This is a genomic window from Azoarcus sp. Soil_N_20 (genome assembly GCF_057656155.1).
Genome location: NZ_JBDGKX010000002.1, coordinates 479,303 through 502,598 on the forward strand (window position 1 = coordinate 479,303; position 23,296 = coordinate 502,598).

Here is a 23,296-nt window from a genome sequence, read left to right on the forward strand (position 1 = left end):
ACGAAAAAGACTTCAGGGAGTGATCAGCAGCCGGCTCTGCCGCGGCAGGTGGCGGGTCAGGAAGTCCATCTGGTCGGCCAGGATGTGGCGGTTGCACAGGATCAGGTATTCGGCCTTGTTCGGCACATAGGGGGCGTACAGCAGCGCCATGCGCGCCTGCTCCGGGGTGCGGCCGCTCTTGCGCTGATTGCACGGCCGGCAGGCGGTGACCACATTCATCCAGATGTCGCGTCCGCCCTGCGACACCGGATTCACGTGGTCGCGGGTGAGCTGGCTGCCGGGCAGGCGGTGGCCGCAATAGCCGCACAGATGGCGGTCGCGCCGGAACAGCTCGCGATTGTTGAGCGGTGGAACCTGGGCGAGGGCACCCGGGCGCAACGCCCGGCCCTTGATGGCGATGATGCTGTGGGTGGTGATCTCGGAGCGCAGTCCGGTCATCCGCGAGGTACCGCCCAGAAAACGGAATTCGTGCTCCCCGATGCTCCACGCCACCAGATCGCGCGCATGGTAGTGGCAGGCCGCCTGCCAGGAGATCCAGCGATGCGGCGTACCGTTCATGTCGAGCGACAGGATCCACGGATACTGGCCATCGTCCTGGATGACCATTCCGTCCGGTCCTGGCAGCATCATCCGGTGTTCGATCAGCACGCTTCCTCCGTGGCCATAGGCGAGGCGCGCCGGAACGCGATGCACCCCGTTCCTGAATGAAAACAGACATCAACCCGCAGCGCAAGCAGCGCGCGGCGTTTCGGGCTGTCGGGGGCTCGGGGGACGCGCCGTTCACCGCGCCGGGAACGAAGGCGTTACCTATTTGCCCTTTTCGAGCGGGGCGAGCGGGCCGATGCTGCCGGTATGGAAGGACCAGTTTCCGGTGCGCCGATCCTCGAAGAAGTGACGCAGGCTCAGGGCGATGGTACGGAAGGCGATTTCGTCCCACGGAATGTCGGCCTCGTCGAACAGTGCGACCTCCAGCGACTCGGCGCCGGGGCGGAAGTCGAGATCGAGCAGCCGGGCGCGGTACACGATATGCACCTGGCTGATGTGGGGCACATCTATCAGCGAGAAGATTTCGCCCACCGCGATGCGTGCACAGGCCTCTTCCAGCGTCTCGCGTGCGGCCGCCTGGGCCGTGGTTTCGGCGTTTTCCATGAAGCCGGCGGGCAGGGTCCACTTGCCGTGGCAGGGTTCGATGGCACGCCGACACAGCAGGATCCGCTCACCCCATTCGGCGATGGCGCCCACGACCAGCTTCGGGTTCTGGTAGTGGATGGTGCCGCAACTGTCGCAGACATGGCGTGGTAATGCGTCGCCCGGCGGGACGCGAAGGGTCGTTGTTGCGCCGCAACTCGAGCAGAAGTTCATCGGCAGGCCATCGGTGAGGGAATGGTTTGATTTTAATCCGTAAAGTGCGCCCGCACGTCGTGTCGCTGGTAGTGGCGCGAGGGTCACGGTAGAGTGGCGCATTGTATGGGCATTACGCCAGCTTTCCGGTCCCGGGTTTCCGCGCTCCCGCGCAGGCGGGAGCGCGGATGCGGGCCGGGGAGCCGGATTCCTGCCCGAGTGGGAATGACGACCCGGGCCTGTTCAGGAGGTCGGCTTCCTGACCGTGATGCTGAAAATGACAGCCTGACGAGATCATGTCCCCTCAGATCGAAATGAACCGCTTCGCGCAGCTCAAGGCCACCGGCGACCTTCCCTCGCCTCGTGGGGTCGCGCTGGCCATCATCCGCATGACCCAGGATGAGGATGTGTCGATGCCCGAGCTTGCGCGGGTGATCAAGGGCGATCCGGCTTTTGTCGGGCGCCTGGTCAAGGCGGCGAACGGGCTGGTCGGGCGGCAGAGGCGGGCGGTGGTTTCGGTGCACGATGCGTTGATGGTGCTCGGATTGCCGGCGGTGCGCACCATGGCGCTGGGATTTTCGCTGTTGTCGAGCTATCGCCGGGGAAACTGTGCCGGCTTCGACTACGACAGGTTCTGGTCCTCGTCCCTGTTGATGGCCTTGTCGATGCAGGCGCTGGTCCAGCGTCTGCGTTTTGGGGCGGCCGACGAGGCGTTCAGTGTCGGACTGATGGCCAGGATCGGCGAACTCGCGCTGGCGTCCGTTTATCCGGTCGAATTTTCGCGCCTGCTGCTCGAGGTTCAGCGCGCGCCGAATCTTCGCCTGGTCGATCTCGAACGGAAGACGCTGGCGATGACCCATCGCGAGCTGGGTGCGGCGATGCTGGCAGACTGGGGTCTGCCCCCCGTGTTCACCGATCCGGTATGTTTTTTCGAACAGCCCGAGAAGGCCACCTTTGCGCCGGATAGCCGTGAGTCTTCACTGATGCAGTGCCTCATTCTGGCCCGGGCGATTGCCGAAATCTGCCTGGCGCGGGAGTCCGAGCAGCCTGCACTGATGAATGTGGTGCTCAAGCTGGCCTTGCGTCTGGGCTATTCGCGCGAGTCTTTCGTCGAGACCTGTGTCGATGTCGGACAGCAGTGGGTGGAGTGGGGCCGGCTGCTGCAACTGACAACGGGCCGACCGCCGTCGTTCTCGGAGCTTTGCCCTGATGTGGCAGGCGGCGCCCGGTCCGTGGACGCAAAATCGCCCACCGCGGCAAACGCCGATCCCGCGGCCGTCCCGGCGCCCGGGAGCATTGCGTCCGGCCTGCGCATTCTGGTCGCCGATGACAACGTCGGCGATCGCGATCTCCTCAAGGGCATTCTCCTCGACGCAGGACATCGGGTTTTCGAAGCGGTTAGCGGGCAGCAACTGATGGAGAGCGTCCTCGAAATACAGCCTCATATGATGGTGCTCGATTGCAGCGGACTGAGCGGCGAATGCAGTACGCTGATCCGGTCGCTGCGCGCCACCCGCATCGGCCGCAGCATGTACATGTTGTTGCTGACCCCCGCGGACGACGAATCGGTTTCAATCCGGATGTTCGAGTCCGGTGCCGATGATTTTGTCGTCAAACCATTCAATGCCCGGATGCTGAAGGCGCGGCTGCAGGCGGCACAGCGTGTCGTGCGTCTGCAGCAGGAACTCGAACGCGACCGTGAGGAGGTGCGGCACTTTGCGGCCGAGCTGGCAATCTCGAATCGTCGTCTTCAGGAGGCGGCCCTCACCGACGCCCTGACCGGTTTCCCTAACCGGCGCTATGCGATCGACCGTGTGCAGCAGGAGTGGATCGCATCGACCCGCAGCCGCAGGCCGCTTTCGTGCATGGTTGTCGATCTGGATGGCTTCAAACTGGTCAACGATACCTACGGACACGACGTCGGCGACATGGTGCTGCGCCAGACCGCCGATGCGCTTCGCGGTGCATTGCGTGGCCAGGATGTCATCTGCCGGACCGGGGGGGACGAATTTCTGGTGATCTGCCCGGAGACCGATATCGAGGCGGCAAAGATCTGCGCCGAACGCCTGCGCCTGTCGGTCGTGCAGCTCGTGATCGAAACCGGCGGTCCGACGCTCGAGATGACGATCAGTGTCGGCGTCGCGACGCGGGACGATTCGATGAACGATCAGGATGCCCTGATCAAGCAGGCCGACCGTTCAGCCTATCTGGCCAAACGCGAGGGGCGCAACCGGGTTGCATCCATTCAGGCCGCCCGGCCCGGCGTGGTGAGCACCTGACGGGCATCGTCGCTTCCCTCATGCCACATGAGCGTGTTGTTGTTTTTTGACGACAAGGCAAACCCCTGTGATTGAAAGGGAATGTTGCGAATGTTGAGAAATTACTTTAACTTCAAGGCCGCTTCTCCCGCGAAGGGAATTTTATTCCATGAAACGCCCCGATTATCAGGCAGAGATACGCGAACTGAATCTGGCATATCTGATGTTGGCGCAGCAGATGCTGCGCGGCGATCGCGAAACTGCGTTGTTCAGGCTGGGGCTGAGCGGGGAAGTGGCCGATTTTGTCGCAGGGCTTTCGGCTGCCAAGCTGGTGCGGATGGCGGGCAGCCAGATGCTGATACCGCAATTCCGTTTCAATGATGAGCAGCTTGCCCGTCTGATGGCAGGCGAAGGCCGCGATTCGGCCACCTCGAGTCTGCATGCGGCAATCATCGCTGCAGGCAAGGCGGCCGAGGAAGCAGCCTGAGGAGATGAATACATGAAGAACAAACGAATCATCGACGAAGCAGCCGACATCGACCGCGCGGTGGAGATGGTTCAGCTCGGCGCCCGCATGCAGATGCTCGAGGCGGAGACCCGGCTCAGCCGCGAGAAACTGCTCAAGATCTACAAGGAAGTACGTGGCGTCTCGCCCCCGAAGGGCATGTTGCCATTCTCGACCGATTGGTTCATGACCTGGCAGCCGAACGTACACTCGTCCCTGTTCATGGGTTTTCATCGCTTCTTCGAACAGTGTGCCGGAATGACCGGACTGGACTCGATCATCAAGTCCTACCATCTCTATCTCGACCAGATCGAAGCGGAGCGGATGGAGCCGGTACTGAGCCTGACCCGCGCCTGGACACTGGTGCGTTTCTTCGATGCCGATCTGCTGCACCTGGCTGCCTGCACCTGCTGTGGTGGACGTTTCGTGGCACATGCCTACGACCCGACCCACGCATTTGTCTGCGGCTTGTGCAACATGCCGTCGCGTGCGGGCAAGACCAGGCGCGCTGCCGTGCGCAAGACCAAGATGCGCGAAGTCGTCGCCTGAGTCACTTCGGCCACCAGCAAGGGCTGCCGCTGATCCGGCAGCCTTTTTTTCGCGCCCTGCATTCAAGTTTTGCCCATCGCGACCGTTACAATCCCGCAACTACAAACGCTTGTGGCCCCATCGCCTGGAGTGAGCAGTGTTTCTGATCATCGGCTACGTCATCATTCTCGCGGCATCGTTGGGAACCTATGCGGTGCACGGCAGTTTGCTGGCACTCTGGGTGCCGCTCGAGTATCTCGCGATCTTCGGCCTGATGATCGGTGGATTCGTGGCCGGCAATGGGCCGAAGGCAATCAAGGCGACCCTCGGCTCGCTGAGTTCGGCGGTCAAGGGCTCGAAATACAATCGCGCACTGTATGTCGATCTGCTGGCGATGCTGTTCGAGATTCTGGCCAAGGTGCGCAAGGAAGGGCTCATGTCGATCGAGAACGACATCGAGAATCCGGATTCCAGCGCGATTTTCTCCAAATACCCGGGCCTCACTTCCGACCATCACGTGGTCGAGTTCCTGTGCGACTACCTGCGCATGATGGTCGGCGGCAACCTGAACGCGTTCGAGATCGAGAACCTGATGGACATGGAGATCGAGACCCATCACCAGGAGGCGCACCTGGCGCCGCACATCGTGTCCAAGGTGGCCGATGCGGTGCCTGCCTTCGGTATCGTGGTCGCGGTGATGGGGGTGGTGAATGTGATGGGCTCGGTCGGCGAGCCGCCGGCCGTGTTGGGCAAGATGATCGGCGGCGCGCTGGTCGGTACCTTTCTCGGCATTCTGCTGTCCTACGGCTTTGTGGCGCCGCTGGCCAGCCAGATCGAACAGAAGGTCGAGGAAGGCGGCAAGATCTATCAGGTGATGAAGGTGGTGCTGCTGGCGAGCATGAACGGCTATGCTCCGCAGGTCGCCGTGGAGTTCGGGCGCAAGGTGCTTTACTCCACCGATCGTCCGACCTTCATCGAGCTGGAAGAAGAAATCAAGAGCCGCAAGGGTTGAGACGAGGCATGGCGAAGCCCGGTTTCCTGTTGCGGCGTTGTGGTCCGGAATCTGGCCGGACCGGGGGTGAGGCGTGAGCGACGACACCCAGCAGCCGATTATCGTCAAGCGCATCAAGAAAGGCGGTGGTGGCGCCCACGGCGGTGCATGGAAGATCGCCTATGCCGACTTCGTGACCGCGATGATGGCCTTCTTCCTGCTGATGTGGTTGCTCGGGTCGACTGCACAGGGGGACCTCGAAGGCATTGCCGATCACTTCCAGAATCCGCTCAAGCTGGCAATGTCCGGCGGCGAAGGCTCGGGCGACAGTTCCAGCATCATCAAGGGGGGTGGCGAGGATCTTTCACGCAAGGTCGGCCAGGTCAAGCGCGGGGATACGCCGAGCACGCGCGCGATCAACATCGATGCGGCGCGGCAGCGGGCGCCGGGGGAGACCCGGGATCCGGAGGTCGAGGCCGCCGAATTGCGGCGTGAGCGCTCGCGGCTGATCGACCTCAAGGGGCGCATCGAGGCCATCATCGAGGCCGACCCGCAACTGCGCCAGTTCAAGAACCAGATCCTGATGGACATCACCGCCGAGGGGCTGCGCATCCAGCTGGTCGACGAGCAGAACCGGCCGATGTTCACCTCGGCGAGTGCCGAATTGCGTCCATACACCCGCGACCTGTTGCGCACCATCGGACGTGCGCTCAACGACGTGGGCAATCGCGTGAGTCTGTCCGGGCATACCGATGCGGCGCAGTATGCGGGGGGCGATCGCGGCTTCTCCAACTGGGAATTGTCGAGCAACCGGGCCAATGCCTCGCGTCGGGAGCTGGTCCTGGGCGGGCTGGAGATGGCCAAGGTGGTCCGGGTCGTCGGTCTGGCCGATACCATTCCGCTCAAGAAGGAAGATCCGTTCGATCCGATCAATCGCCGTATCAGCATCATCGTGTTGAACAAGCGCGCGGAGGAGGCGATTCGCGGCGAGAGCGGCAATCTGGAGGTCGACGCCGCTGGCCCGGTCGATCCTGCCGCACTTGGCGAACGCATCCGGCGCGAGGGATCGTCCATGCCGCCACCGGGCGGCCCGCTTCCACCGCTGCGCTGATCGATCGGCGAAGCGGTTTTCCGGCTGCGGCGCGGGCGGGTCCTGTGTCTTTGACGAGGTTTATCCATGTCCTTGCCGTTTTCCTCTCGCCGTCCGCTCGCTCCGGCGGGTGGCGGCGATCCGCCGAGGCGCTCCGCAGCGACGTCGGCGGCCCTGCAGTCGATGGCCGTTACGCAGAATGCGGCCGGGGCAGGACGCGAGCGCGAGTTCGAGTTCACCACGGCCGATTTCGAACGGATCCGGAAGCTGATCCATGAGCACGCCGGCATTGCCCTGTCGCCGGCCAAGTACGACATGGTATATAGCCGCCTCGCCCGGCGGCTGCGTGCTTGCGGGGACCGGACCTTTGCCCAGTATCTCGTGCGCCTCGAGCACGGCCGGGGCGAGTGGGAGGCTTTCGTCAACGCCCTGACGACCAACCTTACCTCCTTCTTTCGCGAGGCGCATCATTTCGAGATCCTTGCCGAGCAGTTGAAGACGATCGGCGACAAGCGCAGCATCCGCATCTGGTGCTGCGCGGCATCGACCGGCGAAGAGCCCTATTCCCTCGCCATCACCGCCTGCGAAGCGTTCAATACCCTGACGCCGCCGGTGCAGATCCTGGCGAGCGACATCGATACCGCGGTGCTGGCACAGGGGGAAGCCGGCGTGTACCGCCAGGATCGTGTCGAGCGCCTGTCGCCCGAGCGACTGGGCCGCTACTTCTCGCGCTTGAACGGGACGCAGGACGGCAGTTTTGCGGTTCGTCCCGAACTGCGTCGGCTGATCTCCTTTCGCCGCATCAACCTGCTCGATTCCGTGTGGTCGACGCAGGGACCGATGGATGCAATTTTCTGCCGCAACGTGATGATCTACTTCGACAAGCCCACCCAGTACGGAATCCTGAAGCGCTTCGCGCCCCTGCTGCGCCCGGAAGGGCAATTGTTCGCCGGGCATTCGGAAAGCTTCATGCACGCCGCGGACATTTTGCGTTCGCGCGGACGCACCGTGTACGTGCGCCTCGATTCGCCCTTGCGCTGAGCGCGACACGCTTGATGCACGCGCACTCGCAGTCGGGCAACATCGTTTTCATCGGGGCCTCGACCGGAGGCACGGAAGCGATCAGGGAGGTGCTGGGCGGGTTGCCTGCGACCATGCCGCCCGTACTGATCGTGCAGCACATGCCGGAGATGTTCACGGCGTCGTTCGCGCGCCGCCTTGATGGTCTGTGCGCGATGCGGGTCAAGGAGGCCGAGCAAGGCGAGCGCATCGAGCCCGGCACCGTCTATCTCGCACCCGGTCATTCCCATCTGTCGATTCGTCGGGCCGGCGCCGGTTTCCAGTGCGAACTGGCGAAGTCGGACCCGGTAAATCGTCATCGTCCTTCGGTGGACGTGCTGTTCCACTCCGCGGCACAACAGCTTGGCCGTGCCGCGATCGGCGTGCTGCTCACCGGGATGGGCAAGGACGGTGCCGCCGGTTTGCGGCGCATGGCTGACGCCGGGGCATGGACCATGGCCCAGGACGAAGCCTCCTGCGTGGTGTTCGGCATGCCGCGCGAGGCGGTGCAACTCGGCGCTGCGCGCGAGGTGGTCCCCTTGGGTGAGATCGCCGCACGCATCCTGCTGCGCCTTCCGGGCACCACTGGCCGCAGCTGAAAGCCTTCCTCACCGGGAACGATCTCACCGTTTTCGGGGGAATGCGGTCTTCGGGCTAAAGAAGTTCGGTATATGCGCCGATACAATGGCGTATGGAAGCGGCGCACGTGTGGTACTTGCGCCGGAAGTTTCGTCAGTGCGGCGCGGGCCGCAAAGGGAGCGGGAAATGGGGATCTGGCCGATTTGCATCATGCTGGGCCTGGCGGCCGGATTGGGCGGAGCCGCTGCCAGCGCCCTTGCTTCGACTCCGTCATGGACGGTGGCTGGCGCGCACCTGATCGTGGGTGTCGTGATTGCCGTGCTCGCCCAGATCGTCCTGAGGAGCCGTTTCGGCGCTCCGCTCGATGCGTTTGCGGCGACCCTGAAGGCGACCTTCCAGGATGGCGACCTGTCGCGCCGCGCAGTGTCGGGCGGAGGCGCGCTCGACGGGTGTGTCGGTCACTACAATCAGCTCATCGGAAGCTTTCAGGGGATCGTCGGCAAGGTCATCTATGACGCGCAGCGCGTCGCCGAGAAATCCGAGGCGCTGTCCGGTCATGCCCGCAGCGTGGCCGACGGCTCGAATGCGCAGCGCGAGGCCTCCGGGCAGATGGCCCGGGCCATCGAGGAGATGACCGCAGGCGTGAACGCGGTCGCCGAGCACGCGACCCAGACCGCCCAGAACGCGCAGCAAGCCCGCGAGTTGTCGCTGGACGGCGCCCGCGTGGTGTCCGAAGCGTCTGCCGAGATCGATCAGATCGCACGCTCGGTCGCCCAGTCCGCAAACGTCATTTCTGCGCTCGGGGACCGGTCCCAGGCGATCAGCGGCATCGTCAAGGTCATTCGCGAGATCGCCGATCAGACCAATCTCCTGGCGCTCAATGCGGCGATCGAGGCGGCGCGTGCGGGCGAGCAGGGACGGGGGTTTGCGGTGGTGGCCGACGAAGTGCGCAAGCTCGCCGAGCGAACCTCGTCGGCCACCACCGAGATCAGCGGCATGATCGCGGCGATCCAGGAAGAAACCGGGGTGGCGATCGTTTCGATTCGCAAGGGTAGCGAGCAGGCGCACGCCGGAGCCCAGTTGGCGCAACGCGCCGCTGGCACCCTGGAGCAGATCAACCTCGGTGCCCAACAGACCATGGAGCGTATCGACGAGATTGCGGTTTCGATCGCGCAGCAGAGTCGTGAAGCCGACAGCGTGGTTGGCAATGTCAGGCAGATCATGAGCATGGTGGAGCGCAATGCCCATGGTGCGTCGCAGACTCTGAACGAGGCACAGGAGCTCGATAGTCTGGCGATCAACCTGCACGAGATCAGCAAGGTGTTCAAGCTGGGCGCGGAGGGCGAACTGGCCATGAGCACCCACAAGCGCATGCCCGAGATCGTGCACCAGGCCGCGGCCGAGATCGGACGGCTGCTGGAGCAGGCAATCGCCTCCGGGCAGATCACCGAGGACGCCTTGTTCGATCAGTCCTACCAGCCGATTCCGAACACCCGTCCGCAAAAGTTCACCACGCGATTCGATACCTTCACCGACAAGGCGTTTCCGCGCATCCAGGAAAGCGTCGTGAAGCAGCACGGTGAAATCGTCTATGCGATCGGCTGCGATCGTCGCGGCTACGTGCCCACCCATAACACCCGCTTCTCGCAGCCCCTGACCGGCGACCATGACAAGGACTTCGTCGGCAACCGGACCAAACGCATGTTCGACGACCCTGTCGGCAAGCGCTGCGGCGCCCATGAACTTCAGTTCCTGATCCAGACCTATCGTCGTGACACCGGCGAGATCATGCATGACATCTCCGCGCCGATTCACGTCAAGGGAAGGCACTGGGGCGGCTTCCGCATGGGCTATCAGGCCTGACACTATATTGCTGGCGGCCTTGATGCGAGAATGCCCGTCCCCGGGTGCTCGGACAGGGACTCCTAAAGTTTGTCCGGGCACGGTCGATAAGCTACTCAAATCGCTACCGGTCGCGTCGACCGGGCAAGCAGCCTCCCGTTGCGGAGAACCCAATGTCTGACTTACTGAAGAACATAGACGCACGAACCCGGTTGGCCGGTACCAACAAGCTGGAGATCCTGCTGTTCACCCTGGGCACGGACCAGCGCACCGGGCGCCGCGAAACCTTCGGCATCAACGTATTCAAGGTGCGCGAGGTCATGCGCACGCCGGGGATCACGGCGGCGCCGGAAATGCCGTCCTCGGTCGAGGGCATGGTCAGTTTGCGCGGCGTGCTGGTGCCGGTGGTCGATCTCGCCAAATATGTGAATGTCGGAACGGACAACCCGCGCGAAATCATGATCGTCACCGAATACAACGGCCATACGCAGGGTTTCCTGGTCGAAGCGGTGGATACCATCCTGCGCCTCGATTGGTCGCAGATGCGGGTCCCGCCCGAGATGCTGACCGCCAACATGGGCGGGCTGGTGACCGCGGTCACCGAGTTGCCGGGCAACAAGCTGGTCATGATGCTCGACGTCGAGAAGGTCCTGTCGGAAACCACCCGCTACGACGACAGCTTCATGTTCAAGGACATCGATCCGATCGACGACGGCAGCCGCCATACCGTGCTCTTTGCCGATGATTCATCGGTGGCGCGCAAGCAGATCACCCAGACCCTCGACGTGCTCGGCGTGCGCTACATTGCTGCGGTCAATGGCCGCCAGGCCTGGGAGGAGTTGAAGAAGCTCGCCACCCACGCCGAGAGCTCGGGTCGCAAGGTGCGCGACATGCTCAGTCTGGTGCTGACCGACGTCGAGATGCCGGAGATGGACGGCTATATCCTGACCCGCCATATCAAGTCCGATCCGCGCTTCGAAGGGGTGCCGGTGGTCATGCATTCCTCCCTTTCGGGGATGTCGAACCAGCAATTGGGCAAGTCCGTCGGGGTCGACGAATACGTCCCCAAGTTCGAGCCGCAGCGGCTGTCGCAGACTCTGCGCCGGTTGATAGATCGCGACGTCCCGGCGTCTGACAGGAAGTGAGGTGAGGTCATGCTGAGTCTGGATCAAAAGGATACGGCGCTGCTCGATTCGGTGGACGGCCGCACGATGCTGGCGGGCTCCAACCGGATGGAGATCCTGCTGTTTTCGCTGGGTACCAGTGAAACCTTCGGGATCAACGTGTTCAAGGTGCGTGAAGTGTCGACGACCCCCTTCATCACCAAGGCGCCCAACATGCCCAAGGGTGTCGAGGGACTCATTTCGTTGCGCGGCAACGTCATCCCGGTGCTGTCGCTGGCCAAGATCCTCGGGCTGGACGGGTATGGCGATCCGCTCGGCGGCTCGATGATGGTGACCGAGTACAGCAAGCGCACGCTGGGCTTCCTGGTCAATGAAGTGGATCGCATCATCCGCGTCGAGTGGGACAAGGTCCGCACCCCGGACAACGTGTCGCCGAGTATCCACAGCTTCATCACCGCGATCACCGAACTGGCGGACGGCAAGCTGGTGTCCATTCTCGATGTCGAGACCATCCTGTCCAACACCTTCGGCGAGGCGATCGTCGGCAATATCGCTCCGCTACACGGTGGCGAGAGCGTCAATGTTTTCTTCGTCGACGATTCGTCGGTCGCCCGGCGCAAGATCTCGGAGGTGCTCGACAAGCTCGGCGTGCGCCACAAGCACGCGCAGAACGGTCTCGAGGCGTGGACGCGGCTCGAGGGAATGGCAACGCACGCGCAGCAGATGGGACGCCATGTCGGCGACGAGATCGATCTGATCATGGTCGACGCCGAGATGCCGGAAATGGACGGCTATGTGCTGACCCGAAATATCAAGAACGACTCCCGTTTTGACGGGATTCCGGTGGTGATGCATTCCTCGCTGTCGTCGGATGCAAACCGCGCGATGGGGAAACGGGTCGGAGTCGATTCTTACGTGGCAAAATTCGACGCTGATGTTCTCGCCGAGACCCTTCGCCCGCTGCTGCAGCGCGCGCGTCAGGGTTGAGCGCCGGGAACGGGCACAACGGAGAATGAGATGGCTGATCCAAAATTGAAATTTCTGGTCGTCGATGATTTTTCGACGATGCGGCGCATCGTGCGCAACCTGCTCAAGGAATTGGGCTACACCAATGTCGACGAGGCGGAAGACGGCGCCGTGGCACTGCAGAAGCTCAGTGCGACGCAGTTCGACTTCGTCGTGACCGACTGGAACATGCCGAACATGGATGGGCTGACCCTGCTCCAGACCATCCGGCGCACACCGCAGCTGAAGCATTTGCCGGTGCTGATGATTACCGCCGAGGCCAAGAAGGAGAACATCATCGCCGCCGCCCAGGCCGGCGCGAACGGCTATATCGTCAAGCCTTTCACGGCAGTGACGATGGCGGAAAAGCTGGAGAAAATCTTCGAACGGCTCAACAAGAGCACGGCCGCCTGATCGGGCGGCGCGAACAGATAGAGGGAGCCAGATAATGGCGAAGCGGATGAAATTCGACGAAGAGAATGATTCGGATGAGCTCCAGGCACTGTTCGACAGCATCGCGTCGACCCAGTCCGAACCCGAACCCGTACGTCAACGTCCCGCCCCCGCACCCGCCCCCGCGCCTGCCTCGCAATCTGATGACAGTGACGAACTGCAGGCGCTGTTCGACGCGGTTGCGGCCGAGTTCGATGCGCCCGACAGCAGCGGCGCAGTGCCGGTTCCGCCGGCGGCAACGGGCGACGAGCTCAGGCTCGAGAGTAGCGATGCGGTCTTTACCCGGATCGGCCAGATGACCCGTCAGGTGCACGACTCCCTGCGCGAGCTGGGTTTCGACAGCGCCATGCAGGAAGTCGTCCAGGCCATCCCCGATGCGCGTCAGCGCCTGACCTACATCGCCCAGATGACCGAGCAGGCTGCGAGCCGGGTGTTGAACGCCACCGATATCGCCAAGCCGATCCAGGACAAGGTGGAAGGCGGTGCCGAGGCCCTGCGGGCGAAGTGGGACCGGCTCTACGCCAACGAGCTCTCGGTCGAGGAGTTCAAGGCGCTCGCCGCGGAAACGCGCGGCTTCCTCGATACCGTGGCCGACAGCAGCCGGGCCACCAATGCGCAACTGCTCGAGATCATGATGGCGCAGGACTTTCAGGACCTGACCGGTCAGGTCATCAAGAAAGTGGTCGAGATGGCCCAGACCCTGGAGTCGCAGTTGCTGGAAGTGCTGATCGAGGTGGCGCCGCCCGGGGTTCGCAACGACCGGAATGCCGGTCTGATGAACGGTCCGGTGGTGAATAGCGAGGGCCGCGACGATGTAGTCACTACCCAGGGCCAGGTCGACGACCTGCTTGAAAGCCTGGGATTCTGATCTGCGCGCCGCACCGGACAGGGATTGCCCGGCCGGGTTCGAATGTGAATGGGAGCGAGTGAGCCATGAGTGACTTTGCCGGAATGGAAGACCTGTTGCAGGACTTCCTGCTCGAAGCCGGGGACCTGTTGTCGGGGGTCGACAACAAGTTGGTCGATCTGGAGCGCTTCCCCGACGACAGGAATCTGCTCAACGAGATTTTTCGCGGGTTTCACACCATCAAGGGCGGGGCGGGCTTTCTCAACGCCACCGAGCTCGTGACCTTGTGCCACCTCACCGAGAACCTGTTCGACAAGCTGCGCAACGGCGAACTCGCGGTCACCTCGGAGATGATGGATGTGATCCTCGAGGCAACCGGGGCGGTGCGGGAGATGTTCAACCAGCTGGAGCATGGCACCCAGCCGGCGGCAGCCGATGGCGGACTGATCGCGGCCCTCAGGGTGGCGATCGCCGGCGAGGCGATTCCGCCGGTGGCGGCCAAGGCACCGCCGCAGCCGGCCGCGGTCGGCAAGACTGGCGGCGGTGAGGGTGTCATCGGCGCCCATGAGCCCGACTGGGCCCTGCTGTACAGCGCAGTCGCGGTGGTGCCCGCCAGTCGTGCGCCGGAGCCGGTGGCGATCGCAGCGGCAGCGCCGATCGAGGATCCCGAGGAGGTCATCACCCGGGCGGTGGGGCGCAGGGCGACCGACCGCCCAGGCGCGTCGGCACCGACCGGCCGGCGCGAGGGCGAGCGCCAGCGCGACAATTCGATCCGGGTGGATACTGCCCGTCTCGACCAGGTGTTGAACCTCTCGGGTGAGATCGGGCTTACCAAGAACCGACTCAACGCGCTGCGCAGCGACATCCTGAGCGGACGCAACGACACCGAAACCCTGCACGCGCTCGACCTGGCGGTGAGCCAGCTCGACCTGCTGGTGTCCGACCTGCAGAACGCGGTGATGAAGACGCGCATGCAGCCGATCGGCCGCCTGTTCCAGAAGTACCCGCGCATCGCCCGCGATCTTGCCCGTAACCTGGGCAAGGACGTCGAGCTCGTGCTCGCCGGCGAGGAAACCGAGATCGACAAGACGATGATCGAGGATCTCTCCGATCCGATCATCCACCTCATCCGCAATGCGGTCGATCATGGGGTCGAGGAGGGGCCCGAGCGCCGCGCCAGCGGCAAGCCCGAAAAATCGGCGCTGCGCCTCGAGGCTCGTCAGGAAGGCGACCACATCGTGATCCTGGTGGCCGACGACGGGCGCGGCATGAGTGCCGAGAAACTTCGCGCCAAAGCCTTGCAGAAGGGCCTCATCACCGATGAAGAGGCCAACACCATGGACGAGCGCCAGAGCTTCAACCTGATCTTCCTGCCCGGTTTCTCGCTCGCCGCCCAGATCTCCGATGTATCCGGTCGTGGGGTCGGGATGGACGTGGTCCGGACCAATATCCAGAAGCTCAACGGCTCGATCGATATCCGCTCGACCCAGGGCAAGGGCACCACTTTCGTCATCAGTCTGCCGCTGACGCTGGCGATCCTGCCGGTACTGCTCGTCCGCCTCGGCGATCAGCCGTTTGCCGTGCCGCTGTCGATGGTGCGGGAAATCCTGCCGATCAATCCGAAGGAAGTCCAGGAGGTCGGTGGTCGGGCGACGATGGTGGTGCGTGGCGAGGTGCTGCCCATCCTACCGCTGGCGAACCTGCTGGGCTGGGATCAGGAGCGTACGCCCGAGTACGGGGTATTGATGCAGACCGGCGAGATGTCATTCATCCTCGCGATCGACAGTTTTGCCGGGCGCGAGGATGCCGTGATCAAGTCGCTCGACGACTTCCGGCCGAAGGGCGTGGCGGGGGTGACGACGCTGTCCAACGGACAGATCGTGTTGATCCTCGACATGAAGGAAGTGCTCGGCGCCGCCGGCGAGCAGCGCGGGGTGGCGCGCTCGGCGCTGATGAAAAAGCCCCCGGTACCGGCCCTGGCCTGAGGCCTGCCTCGTCTTCGGGGCGTCCGCCCGGCGACCGAGGCGGACGGCGCGCTGCGGGGGCTTGTGCCGTCGCCAGTTGCTTTTCGGCGGGCCGACTCCAGTCGGCCACCGGTGCCTGGACCGGCTGCCGGACCGGGTTGAAGTCGACGCCGGTTTTTACGCTGCGGTCAGCTCCAGCAGCTTGGCGAACGCTTCCGCGAATTGGCGCAGCCCGTCCGCCTGCAGCTTTTCACCCGCGGCGTTCAGGTCGATCGAATGGCGGGCAAGGCCATCGAACACGGCCTTCGCCTGGTCGATGTCCTGCTCCAGGGTATTGGCCACCTTGCCGTGATCGCGCAGGGCGTCGAGCGTGCCGTCGGGCAGGGTGTTGACCGTTTCCGCGCCGATCAGTGGTTCGACATAAAGCAGATCGCTGTAGTCCGGGTTCTTGGTGCCGGTGCTGGCCCACAGCATGAACTGCGGACGTGCGCCGGCCGCGCGCAGTGCGGCGAAGGCGGGGCCGTGAAAGCGCTCGCGATAGCGCTGGTAGGCCAGCCGCGCCGTTGCCACGGCGGCCTTGCCGCGCAAGGCCAGCGCATCGCCGCCGGCCTCGTCGAGCTGTTTGTCGATCAGAGTGTCCACCCGCGACAGGAACAGGCTGGCGACCGACATCACCCTGGAAACATCACCGCCCGCCGCCTGCAGTCGCTCCAGGCCGCGCATATAGGCAGCAGCCACGGCGTCGACATGGGCGAGCGAGAACATGAGGGTGACATTGACGCTGACCCCGGCGCCGATGAGATGCTCGATCGCCACCAGCCCGGCCTGGGTCGCGGGAACCTTGATCAGCACATTGGGCCGATCCACTGCAGCCCTGAGCCGCAGGCCGGCGGCCACGGTGCCCTCGGCATCGTCGGCGAGCGCGGGAGAAACCTCGAGGCTGACGTAGCCCGCGTTCCCCTGGCTGTCACGGTGAAGCGGCATCAACAGATCGCAGGCACGCTGCACGTCCGGAATCACCAGCTGCTCGTAGCGCGACTCTGCACTGAGCGCTTGCGTCTTGAGTGCCGCGAGATCGTCTTCGTAGTAACGCCCGCCGGCGATCGCCTTGTGAAAAATCGCCGGATTGGTGGTGACGCCGGCCAGACCGTCCTCGGCAACCAGGCGGGCCAGCTGACCGTCGTTGAGCAGGGTGCGGGAGAGGTTGTCGAGCCAGATTTGCTGACCCTGTTCGCGGACTTGCAGCAGCGGATTCATGAGCTCTCGATGCGGTGTTGACGGAACGGACCCCTATTTTGCTATGAATCGCCCGCAGCCGAAAGCGTCGGTGCCGGGCAATCCCAGCCGAGCGCATGGGCGACCTCGGCGAAGTCGTCGGCTGGAGGGCATTCGACGGCCAGTTCGCAGCAAGTTACCGGATGGACGAACGCCAGCCTGGTACAGGCGAGCAGCAGGCGCCGGCTGCCGAACAGGCTCTGGAACAGGCGGTTGTGGCGCCCCTTGCCGAAAGTGGCGTCGCCCACGACAGGGTGCGAGATGTGTTTCAGGTGACGGCGGATCTGGTGCCGGCGTCCGGTCTCCGGGCTCAGTTCGAGCAGCGCATAGCGGCTGGTGGGGTAACGATCCACCGGGTACGGCAGTTCCACGCAGGCGAGCCGGCGAAAGTGGGTGACCGCGGGTTGCGGGGTGAGGTCGGCCGTGGTCGTCATGCGTTCCACCGGATCGAAGCGGCGCACCAGCGGATAGTCTATGACCCCGGATTCCGGGGGATGGCCGCGGACGATCGCCTGGTAGCATTTCGCCACCTGCCGGGTCTCGAACAGGGCGCCGAGCCGGGCGGCAGTGTCGCGGTCGAGGGCGAACAGCAGGACGCCCGAGGTGCCTTTGTCGAGGCGATGGGCGGGATGGACATGGCGACCGATCTGATCGCGCAGCAACTGCACCGCGAACCGCTCCTCGTGTGCATCGAGCGGGCTGCGATGTACCAGCAGGCCCGAGGGCTTGTGGACTGCGATCAGGTGATCGTCGCGGTAGAGGACATCGAGCATCGAGGTGGCGTTTCCGGGAAGGTCGGGCGCCAGTGTCGCAAGACGCGGCGGCGAATGCGAGGCCCGGAACGAAAAAGGGCACCCGAAGGTGCCCTTGCGTAGCCGTCGGCCCGGTCGTGGGGTCGTGTCCGGTCCGACCGCCGTGCGGCGGGATCAGGCGAAGTTCTTTGCCGCGAAGTCCCAGTTGGCGAGCTTGTCGAGGAAAGTGGCGACGAAGTCCGGACGACGGTTGCGGTAATCGATGTAGTAGGCGTGCTCCCACACGTCGATACAGAGCAGCGCCGTGTCGCCGGTGGTCAGCGGGGTGCCGGCGGCGCCCATGTTGACGATGTCGACAGCGCCGTCGGCCTTCTTCACCAGCCAGGTCCAGCCGGAGCCGAAGTTGCCGACCGCCGAAGTGGCGAAAGCCTTCTTGAAGTCATCGAACGAGCCCCACTTGGCCTTGATCGCGTCCGCCAGCGCGCCGCTGGGTTCGCCGCCGCCGTTGGGTTTCATGCTGTTCCAGAAAAAAGTGTGGTTCCAGACCTGCGCGGAGTTGTTGTAGATGCCGCCGGCCGGCGCCTTCTTGACGATGGCTTCGAGATCGAGGTTCTCGAACTCGGTGCCCTTGATCAGGTTGTTCAGGTTGGTGACATAGGCTTGATGGTGCTTGCCGTAGTGGAATTCCAGCGTTTCGGCCGAGATGTGCGGAGCCAGGGCGTCCTTGGCAAAGGGCAGGGCGGGCAGAGTGTGTTCCATCAAGTTCTCCTTTCGGTATTCATGAAATGCCAAACAGGTTTGGCGCTGAATCAAAGCTTGACTATTCTAGTCGGGATTGCCGCCGGGTGACAATCCTGCCGGGCATGATCTTATGCCGATCCGCCGGGCATGCAAACCACGGTGAGCGGACCGACCCGCCTTCAGCGCCGTCCGGTGACGACACTGTCCAGGGTGCCGTCCGCCAATTGGACTTCCAACATGTCGCCGGGGTTCGCGTCCGTCGCCGAGCGCAGGATATTGCCGGCGGCGTCGCGGGTGATGCTGTAGCCGCGCGCAAGGACGGCTCCGGGGGCGAGGTGCTGGAGGTGGGCGGCGAGGGCGTCGAGGTGCTGCCCACGGCTCTGGAGCCGGGACCGGATGGCACGCTGCAGTCGGCCGCCGAGCGGATCGAGCTGCTGCCGCATCCGGGCCGGATCGGGGCGTCGCGCCTGCAAGCGGAGCGCGAGTTGTGCCTGCCGGTGGCGTGTCCGTTCGAGTTGCGTGCGCATCGCCTGGTCCAGACGCTGGCCCAGCGCGACCAGGGTGGCATCGGCCCGGCGCAGGCGCTCGCGGGGATGCACCAGTCGCAGCGCGCCGCGATCGAGGCGTTGGGCAAGGGTTTCCAGCCGGCGCTGCATCGCCCGCTGCAAATGCCGCCCATGGCGCTCGAGTTCGGCTGGCGCCGCGTGAAACCCCGCGCTGACCAGCTCGGCTGCGCCGGTCGGCGTGGCCGCACGCAGATCGGCGGCGAAATCGGCGATGGTGAAATCGGTCTCGTGACCGACGCCGCTGATCACGGGAACCGGGCAGGCGCGAATTGCCCGCGCCAGCGCTTCGTCGTTGAACGCCCACAGGTCTTCGAGACTGCCGCCGCCGCGCACCAGCAGGATCGCCTCGACGCCATCGCTGGTCGCGCGCAGGCCGGCGGCACGCAGGGCCGCGAGCAGGCGAGCCGGGGCATCGACCCCTTGCACCGGAGCGGGGTAGAGCACGATCGGAAGTCCGGGGCTGCGCCGCCGCAGGGTGACGATCACATCACGCAGGGCCGCGGCGGCGGGCGAGGTCACGATTCCGACTGCACGCGGGTAGGGGGGCAGCGGCCGGCGCCGTGCCGGATCGAACAGGCCTTCGGCGGCGAGCCTTTCCTTGAGCCGGTTGAATGCCTCGAACAGGTTGCCGATCCCGCCCGGACGCAGCGCTTCGATGTTGAGCTGGTAGTCGCCGCGCGCCTCGTACAGGGTCACCAGCGCCCGCGCTTCCACCCGCATGCCATTCTCCGGACGGAAGGCCAGCAACTGGGCACGATTGCGCCACATTGCACAGCGGACCTGCGCTTGTGCGTCTTTCAGGGTGAAATAGAGGTGCCCCGAGCTGGCCCGGGTCAGGTTGGAGATCTCGCCGCCGACCCACAGCAACGGAATCGCGGCCTCGAGTGCCTCGCGTGCGATCCGGTTGAGTGCCGAGACGCTGAGGACCTGAGCGGCAAGGCTTTCGGTGGGGGCGGGGAGGCCCGCGAAATCGGTTTGCATGGCTGCATTGTAGCGGAATCCACAGCCTTTCCTTGCTGTCAAGGCCCGGTTCGCAAGTCCTTGATGGAACAAAGGCTTATTTTAAGTGTTTGATTTTTAAGTATAATTGTGTTGCACAATTTTGCATCGGAGCAAGAAAAGTCGCGCCGTTAGCGGGATCCGGCCCTGCATTCCGGATTGCTCCACAAACTTATCCACAGCTTCTGTGGATTGCTTGAGCGCATGTCGGCTTGCCCTGCATGGCGGGCAAGGCTAGAGTTCCGCCTTTGGCGATTCGAGGTAGGTGCGCGTGTTCGCGATCATTCAGGCCGGTGGCTGGCCCATGTGGCCCTTGTTGTTTGGTTCGGTAATTGCCGTCGCGCTGATCATCGAACGTTCGGTCACCCTTCGACGCTCGCGCGTGGTACCGGTCGGTCTGCTCGAGAACGTGATTGCCGATCTGCACCAGCACGGTGCCTCCCGCGAGATGGTGGCCCGGGTGGCGATGCACTCTCCGCTCGGCAGGGTCCTGGCGGCGGGGCTGCGCAATGTCGCAAGTTCGCGCGAGGTCATGAAGGAGTCGATCGAGGAGTCGGGGCGTGCCGTCGCGCACGATCTCGAGCGTTTCCTGACCACGCTCGGCACCATCGCTGCGATCAGCCCCCTGCTCGGCCTGTTCGGCACCATCGTCGGCATGATCGACATCTTCGCCTCGCAGGGCGTCAGCGGCGCCAATCCGGCGCAACTGGCAAAGGGTATCTCGATCGCGCTCTACACCACCGGACTCGGCCTCATCATCGCCATCCCGGCAACCATTTTCTGGCGCCATTTCCGCCGCCTGGTCGATGACCTGGTGATCGACATGGAGCAGCAGGCGATCAAGCTGGTCGAAGTGGCGCACGGCGAGCGACGCGGCTGAAAACATCATGAACTTTCGCCGCGGCAACCGTCGGGAGGAGCCCGAGATCAACCTGATTCCGCTGATCGACGTGGTGCTGGTGATCATCATCTTCCTGATGCTGACCACCACCTTCACCAAGACCAGCGGGCTCGAGATCAATCTGCCCACCGCCGAGTCGGAGGGCAGCGAGCCGGTGAGCAATGAGATCGTGGTCGCCGTGACCGCGTCCGGAGACGTGATCGTCAATGGCGAGCCGGTCGCGGAGAAAGGGATCGATGGCATTGCAGCTGCGCTCGGCAAGGCGACGCCGTCGGCGCAGCGCGACCCCGTGGTGGTGATCAATGCCGATGCCAAGGCAGCGCACCAGAGCGTGGTCGACGTGATGCAGGCGGCGCAACGCGCCGGTCTTGGCCACATCACCTTCGCCACCCAGTCTCCTTCGCGCTAAGACCCCGATGGCTGCGCAAGCCCCGGCCTTCTGGCAGCAGCAAAAAGGGCTGGCGCGGGCGTTGTTGCCGGTGTCACTGCTGTTCGGCGTCGCCGCCGCCTCGCGGCGCACGCTGTTCCGTGCCGGCTGGCTGGAATCCGTGCGCCTGCCGGTGCCGGTGATCGTGGTCGGCAATATTGCGGTCGGCGGCAGCGGCAAGACGCCTGTAGTCGAGTGGCTGGTGTCGGTGTTGCGGGTCGCGGGCTGGTCGCCGGGGATCGTATCGCGTGGCTACGGCGGGACGGCCGACGGCGCGGCGCTGGTGGTGGCGGGCAGCGACCCTGCGCAGTGCGGCGACGAACCGGTCCTCCTTGCCCGCCTTACCGGATGTCCGGTCGCGATCGGGCGCGACCGTCCTGCTGCCGCACACGCCCTGCTTGCGGCGCATCCCGAGTGCGACGTGATCGTGGCCGATGACGGCTTGCAGCATTACCGGCTGGCGCGCGATATCGAGATCGCGGTGGTGGACGAAGCGACCCTCGGCAATCGGCGGCTGCTGCCGGCCGGGCCGCTGCGCGAGCCTTCCTCCCGGCTGGCGACGGTCGATCTGGTGATTGCGCATGGCAGCCTGTCGGCAGACCTGCGCGCGGCAGCCGGAGCGGTTCCGGTCGTCGGCATGGAACTCGCCGGGAGCTCCTTCCGCGCACTGCGCGATCCGCACGAGTCGCGCCCGGTCTCTTTTTTTTGTGGACGACGCGTGCATGCGTTGGCCGGCATCGGCCGCCCGCAACGTTTCTTCGACCAGCTGCGGGCAATGGGGCTGGACGTGGTGGAGCACCCATTTCCGGATCATCATCGCTACACGGCGGCCGATCTCGACTTCGGCGCCGGCGAAGCAAAGCTGATGACGAGCAAGGATGCGGTAAAATGCGCGCCTTTCGCGCCTGACAATGCCTGGGAGTTTCCGGTGCAGGCCACAATCGGTTCGGGTGCCGCCGAACGCATCCTGGAGAAACTGGACAATGGACGCCAGACTGCTTGAGATTCTCGTCTGCCCGATCTGCAAGGGACCGCTCGATTACCTGAAGGACAAGCGTGAACTGGTGTGCAAGCCGGATCGCCTGGCCTACCCGATTCGCGACGGCATCCCGGTGATGCTCGAGGACGAAGCGCGCGTGATGAGCGCCGAAGAAGTCGACGCGCTGCGCTAGGGCTGGCGATGACTGCCGTGTTTCGTGCCGTCGTCCCTGCGCGCTACGCTTCGAGCCGCCTGCCGGGCAAGCCGCTGGCCGATATCGGCGGCAAGCCGATGGTCGTGCGCGTGCTCGAACGGGCGCAGGCGGCCGGCGCGAGCGAGGTGTGGGTGGCCACCGATCACGACGCGGTGCGCGACGCGGTGCTTGCCGCCGGCGGCAAGGTGCTGATGACCCGTTCCGACCACCCGAGCGGCACCGATCGTCTGGCCGAAGTGGCGACGACGCTGGCCTGGGCCGACGACGACATCGTGGTGAACGTGCAGGGTGACGAGCCCCTTATCGATCCCGCACTGGTGACGGCCGTGGCGCAGGCCCTGGCCGATGACGCCGAGGCCGCGATCGCCACCGCGGCCCATCCGATCCACGATCCGGCCGAAGTATTCAATCCGAACGTGGTCAAGGTGGTGTGCGATGCACGCGAGCGTGCGCTGTACTTTTCCCGGGCTCCGATTCCGTGGGCTCGCGATGACTGGGCCGAGCGCCGCGACCTGCTGCCTGCGGGCCTGCCGATGCTGCGTCACGTCGGGCTCTACGCGTACCGGGTCGGTTTCCTCAAGCGCTACACGACGCTTGCCCCCGCACCGATCGAGCAGTGGGAGGCGCTGGAGCAGTTGCGTGCCTTGTGGCACGGTTTTCCGATCCGGGTCTTGCGCCTCGATGCGGCGCCGCCGGCCGGGGTGGATACCGCGGAGGATCTGGCCCGGGTCAGGGCGGTTTTCGCCGCCGGGTGAGGGTTTCATGATGGTGTTTGACCGGTCGGGACTTGTCGGTTAAGTTTCGGCCTTCAATCAAAAACGATGTCGCCGAAAGGCGGCCGCAATTCCGGGAGGGT

At 64.4% G+C, this 23,296-nt stretch carries 24 protein-coding genes; 18 read left to right on the forward strand and 6 right to left on the reverse strand.

What is annotated here, in order from left to right; genetic code table 11:
* Positions 1-12: 12 nt before the first annotated feature.
* Together AC3A35_RS06715 and AC3A35_RS06720 are read right to left on the reverse strand one after the other, a co-directional pair.
* Positions 13-648 carry an HNH endonuclease gene (locus tag AC3A35_RS06715; RefSeq protein WP_487435193.1) on the reverse strand — a complete coding sequence of 212 codons (636 nt, stop codon included), beginning with the start codon at positions 646-648 and terminating at the stop codon, positions 13-15.
* 159 nt (positions 649-807) lie between these two features.
* Positions 808-1,362 carry an NUDIX hydrolase gene (locus tag AC3A35_RS06720; protein WP_487435194.1) on the reverse strand — a complete coding sequence of 185 codons (555 nt, stop codon included), beginning with the start codon at positions 1,360-1,362 and terminating at the stop codon, positions 808-810.
* A gap of 275 nt (positions 1,363-1,637) precedes the next feature.
* Between AC3A35_RS06720 and AC3A35_RS06725 the strand changes: the two genes are divergently transcribed.
* The 13 genes from AC3A35_RS06725 to AC3A35_RS06785 all read left to right on the forward strand — a co-directional run bounded on the left by AC3A35_RS06725 (position 1,638) and on the right by AC3A35_RS06785 (position 15,607).
* Positions 1,638-3,620 carry a GGDEF domain-containing response regulator gene (locus AC3A35_RS06725; RefSeq protein WP_487435195.1) on the forward strand — a complete coding sequence of 661 codons (1,983 nt, stop codon included), beginning with the start codon at positions 1,638-1,640 and terminating at the stop codon, positions 3,618-3,620.
* Between the two features lie 148 nt (positions 3,621-3,768).
* Positions 3,769-4,086, forward strand: coding sequence for a flagellar transcriptional regulator FlhD (flhD, locus tag AC3A35_RS06730; RefSeq protein WP_487435196.1), 318 nt, complete (start codon positions 3,769-3,771; stop codon positions 4,084-4,086).
* Between the two features lie 12 nt (positions 4,087-4,098).
* The gene (gene flhC, locus AC3A35_RS06735) at positions 4,099-4,653 is read left to right on the forward strand and encodes a flagellar transcriptional regulator FlhC (RefSeq protein ID WP_487435197.1); all 555 of its coding nucleotides are present in this window, start codon (positions 4,099-4,101) and stop codon (positions 4,651-4,653) included.
* 136 nt (positions 4,654-4,789) lie between these two features.
* On the forward strand, positions 4,790-5,644 hold the full coding sequence (gene motA / locus AC3A35_RS06740) for a flagellar motor stator protein MotA (protein ID WP_487435198.1): 855 nt from the start codon (positions 4,790-4,792) through the stop codon (positions 5,642-5,644).
* A gap of 73 nt (positions 5,645-5,717) precedes the next feature.
* Positions 5,718-6,734, forward strand: coding sequence for a flagellar motor protein MotB (motB, locus tag AC3A35_RS06745; RefSeq protein WP_487435200.1), 1,017 nt, complete (start codon positions 5,718-5,720; stop codon positions 6,732-6,734).
* Positions 6,735-6,800: 66 nt separating this feature from the next.
* Positions 6,801-7,754 carry a CheR family methyltransferase gene (locus tag AC3A35_RS06750; RefSeq protein ID WP_487435201.1) on the forward strand — a complete coding sequence of 318 codons (954 nt, stop codon included), beginning with the start codon at positions 6,801-6,803 and terminating at the stop codon, positions 7,752-7,754.
* Between the two features lie 14 nt (positions 7,755-7,768).
* Complete coding sequence (locus AC3A35_RS06755; RefSeq protein ID WP_487435202.1) at positions 7,769-8,371, forward strand: CheB methylesterase domain-containing protein; 603 nt, start codon at positions 7,769-7,771, stop codon at positions 8,369-8,371.
* Between the two features lie 166 nt (positions 8,372-8,537).
* Positions 8,538-10,214 (forward strand): methyl-accepting chemotaxis protein, encoded by a 1,677-nt coding sequence (locus AC3A35_RS06760; protein WP_487435203.1) that lies wholly within the window; start codon positions 8,538-8,540, stop codon positions 10,212-10,214.
* A gap of 152 nt (positions 10,215-10,366) precedes the next feature.
* Positions 10,367-11,338 carry a chemotaxis protein gene (locus AC3A35_RS06765; protein WP_487435204.1) on the forward strand — a complete coding sequence of 324 codons (972 nt, stop codon included), beginning with the start codon at positions 10,367-10,369 and terminating at the stop codon, positions 11,336-11,338.
* A 9-nt stretch (positions 11,339-11,347) separates the two neighbouring features.
* Entirely contained in the window at positions 11,348-12,304 is a 957-nt protein-coding gene (locus AC3A35_RS06770) for a chemotaxis protein (RefSeq protein ID WP_487435206.1), read from the forward strand.
* Positions 12,305-12,334: 30 nt separating this feature from the next.
* Positions 12,335-12,736 carry a chemotaxis response regulator CheY gene (gene cheY, locus AC3A35_RS06775; RefSeq protein ID WP_487435207.1) on the forward strand — a complete coding sequence of 134 codons (402 nt, stop codon included), beginning with the start codon at positions 12,335-12,337 and terminating at the stop codon, positions 12,734-12,736.
* Between the two features lie 34 nt (positions 12,737-12,770).
* A complete protein-coding gene (cheZ, locus tag AC3A35_RS06780) occupies positions 12,771-13,643 on the forward strand; it encodes a protein phosphatase CheZ (protein ID WP_487435208.1) in 873 nt (290 codons plus the stop codon).
* Between the two features lie 65 nt (positions 13,644-13,708).
* Positions 13,709-15,607 (forward strand): chemotaxis protein CheA, encoded by a 1,899-nt coding sequence (locus AC3A35_RS06785; RefSeq protein ID WP_487435210.1) that lies wholly within the window; start codon positions 13,709-13,711, stop codon positions 15,605-15,607.
* Positions 15,608-15,763: 156 nt separating this feature from the next.
* Here the strand turns inward: AC3A35_RS06785 and tal are convergent, their stop codons facing one another.
* The 4 genes from tal to xseA form a co-directional block, all read right to left on the reverse strand.
* Positions 15,764-16,843, reverse strand: a complete 1,080-nt coding sequence (tal, locus tag AC3A35_RS06790; protein WP_487435211.1) for a transaldolase — start codon at positions 16,841-16,843, stop codon at positions 15,764-15,766.
* A gap of 41 nt (positions 16,844-16,884) precedes the next feature.
* Positions 16,885-17,634: a pseudouridine synthase gene (locus tag AC3A35_RS06795; RefSeq protein ID WP_487435212.1), complete on the reverse strand. Its 750-nt coding sequence runs from the start codon at positions 17,632-17,634 to the stop codon at positions 16,885-16,887.
* A 153-nt stretch (positions 17,635-17,787) separates the two neighbouring features.
* On the reverse strand, positions 17,788-18,372 hold the full coding sequence (locus AC3A35_RS06800; RefSeq protein WP_487435213.1) for a superoxide dismutase: 585 nt from the start codon (positions 18,370-18,372) through the stop codon (positions 17,788-17,790).
* A gap of 161 nt (positions 18,373-18,533) precedes the next feature.
* On the reverse strand, positions 18,534-19,901 hold the full coding sequence (xseA, locus tag AC3A35_RS06805; RefSeq protein WP_487435214.1) for an exodeoxyribonuclease VII large subunit: 1,368 nt from the start codon (positions 19,899-19,901) through the stop codon (positions 18,534-18,536).
* A 289-nt stretch (positions 19,902-20,190) separates the two neighbouring features.
* Here xseA and AC3A35_RS06810 point away from each other — a divergent pair, with 289 nt between their 5' ends.
* The 5 genes from AC3A35_RS06810 to kdsB are packed head-to-tail and all read left to right on the forward strand — an operon-like array spanning position 20,191 to position 23,195.
* Positions 20,191-20,799, forward strand: coding sequence for a MotA/TolQ/ExbB proton channel family protein (locus AC3A35_RS06810; RefSeq protein ID WP_487435215.1), 609 nt, complete (start codon positions 20,191-20,193; stop codon positions 20,797-20,799).
* A gap of 7 nt (positions 20,800-20,806) precedes the next feature.
* Positions 20,807-21,229 (forward strand): ExbD/TolR family protein, encoded by a 423-nt coding sequence (locus tag AC3A35_RS06815; protein ID WP_487435216.1) that lies wholly within the window; start codon positions 20,807-20,809, stop codon positions 21,227-21,229.
* Positions 21,230-21,236: 7 nt separating this feature from the next.
* The gene (gene lpxK, locus AC3A35_RS06820; RefSeq protein ID WP_487435217.1) at positions 21,237-22,250 is read left to right on the forward strand and encodes a tetraacyldisaccharide 4'-kinase; all 1,014 of its coding nucleotides are present in this window, start codon (positions 21,237-21,239) and stop codon (positions 22,248-22,250) included.
* Positions 22,231-22,419, forward strand: coding sequence for a Trm112 family protein (locus tag AC3A35_RS06825; protein WP_487435219.1), 189 nt, complete (start codon positions 22,231-22,233; stop codon positions 22,417-22,419). The genes lpxK and AC3A35_RS06825 overlap by 20 nt, the downstream gene beginning before the upstream one ends.
* Before the next feature lie 8 nt (positions 22,420-22,427).
* A complete protein-coding gene (gene kdsB / locus AC3A35_RS06830; RefSeq protein ID WP_487435220.1) occupies positions 22,428-23,195 on the forward strand; it encodes a 3-deoxy-manno-octulosonate cytidylyltransferase in 768 nt (255 codons plus the stop codon).
* Positions 23,196-23,296 lie beyond the last annotated feature (101 nt).

Coding starts and splice junctions, on each gene's coding strand:
- AC3A35_RS06720 (WP_487435194.1), bottom strand. CDS start 1,362: ATGAACTTCTGCTCGAGTTGCGGCGCAACAACGACCCTTCGCGTCCCG.
- AC3A35_RS06725 (WP_487435195.1), top strand. CDS start 1,638: ATGTCCCCTCAGATCGAAATGAACCGCTTCGCGCAGCTCAAGGCCACC.
- flhD (WP_487435196.1), top strand. CDS start 3,769: ATGAAACGCCCCGATTATCAGGCAGAGATACGCGAACTGAATCTGGCA.
- flhC (WP_487435197.1), top strand. CDS start 4,099: ATGAAGAACAAACGAATCATCGACGAAGCAGCCGACATCGACCGCGCG.
- AC3A35_RS06750 (WP_487435201.1), top strand. CDS start 6,801: ATGTCCTTGCCGTTTTCCTCTCGCCGTCCGCTCGCTCCGGCGGGTGGC.
- AC3A35_RS06755 (WP_487435202.1), top strand. CDS start 7,769: ATGCACGCGCACTCGCAGTCGGGCAACATCGTTTTCATCGGGGCCTCG.
- AC3A35_RS06760 (WP_487435203.1), top strand. CDS start 8,538: ATGGGGATCTGGCCGATTTGCATCATGCTGGGCCTGGCGGCCGGATTG.
- AC3A35_RS06765 (WP_487435204.1), top strand. CDS start 10,367: ATGTCTGACTTACTGAAGAACATAGACGCACGAACCCGGTTGGCCGGT.
- AC3A35_RS06770 (WP_487435206.1), top strand. CDS start 11,348: ATGCTGAGTCTGGATCAAAAGGATACGGCGCTGCTCGATTCGGTGGAC.
- cheY (WP_487435207.1), top strand. CDS start 12,335: ATGGCTGATCCAAAATTGAAATTTCTGGTCGTCGATGATTTTTCGACG.
- cheZ (WP_487435208.1), top strand. CDS start 12,771: ATGGCGAAGCGGATGAAATTCGACGAAGAGAATGATTCGGATGAGCTC.
- AC3A35_RS06785 (WP_487435210.1), top strand. CDS start 13,709: ATGAGTGACTTTGCCGGAATGGAAGACCTGTTGCAGGACTTCCTGCTC.
- tal (WP_487435211.1), bottom strand. CDS start 16,843: ATGAATCCGCTGCTGCAAGTCCGCGAACAGGGTCAGCAAATCTGGCTC.
- AC3A35_RS06795 (WP_487435212.1), bottom strand. CDS start 17,634: ATGCTCGATGTCCTCTACCGCGACGATCACCTGATCGCAGTCCACAAG.
- AC3A35_RS06800 (WP_487435213.1), bottom strand. CDS start 18,372: ATGGAACACACTCTGCCCGCCCTGCCCTTTGCCAAGGACGCCCTGGCT.
- xseA (WP_487435214.1), bottom strand. CDS start 19,901: ATGCAAACCGATTTCGCGGGCCTCCCCGCCCCCACCGAAAGCCTTGCC.
- AC3A35_RS06815 (WP_487435216.1), top strand. CDS start 20,807: ATGAACTTTCGCCGCGGCAACCGTCGGGAGGAGCCCGAGATCAACCTG.
- lpxK (WP_487435217.1), top strand. CDS start 21,237: ATGGCTGCGCAAGCCCCGGCCTTCTGGCAGCAGCAAAAAGGGCTGGCG.
- AC3A35_RS06825 (WP_487435219.1), top strand. CDS start 22,231: ATGGACGCCAGACTGCTTGAGATTCTCGTCTGCCCGATCTGCAAGGGA.
- kdsB (WP_487435220.1), top strand. CDS start 22,428: ATGACTGCCGTGTTTCGTGCCGTCGTCCCTGCGCGCTACGCTTCGAGC.